The 428-nt window shown below is 38.8% G+C and carries 1 protein-coding gene; it reads right to left on the minus strand.

Annotated features, from left to right (window positions below; genetic code table 11):
- The coding region (locus LZD48_RS18465) for a transposase (protein WP_235764135.1) at positions 1-399 on the minus strand (399 nt) is incomplete at its 3' end.
- Positions 400-428 lie beyond the last annotated feature (29 nt).

A 428-nucleotide genomic window follows, 5' to 3' on the forward strand; every position in this document is an offset into this window, starting at 1 on the left:
TTCTTCTTCAATCAATTCCTTCTCCACCAATTGATTACGAAACTGCACAAAACATTCTCGTAAGATATTTTCAACAAGGGGATTTGAACGAAAGCGATTAATCGTGCGATAAGTCGGCTCGTAGCCTTGAGCTAGCCACATCATGCGAACACTGTCCTGTAATAAAGCTTCGATTTTACGGCCAGAGAAAACGGACTGCGTATACCCACACAATATAATTTTCAACATCATCCGTGGATGGTAGGCTGGTCGACCGGTTTGGCGTATGAAATCTTCAAAGGTTTCATACGGAATACTCTCTACTAAATCGTGAATCGCAAAGGCAATATCATTTTCTTGTAGTTTCATTTCTAAATCTAGCGGCAAAACAACTTGATTCATGTTATAATGTTTAAACATAAGGACACCTCTTTTGTGATGAATTATTG

This window comes from Oceanobacillus alkalisoli (genome assembly GCF_021556485.1).
Classification (GTDB): domain Bacteria; phylum Bacillota; class Bacilli; order Bacillales; family Amphibacillaceae; genus Oceanobacillus; species Oceanobacillus alkalisoli.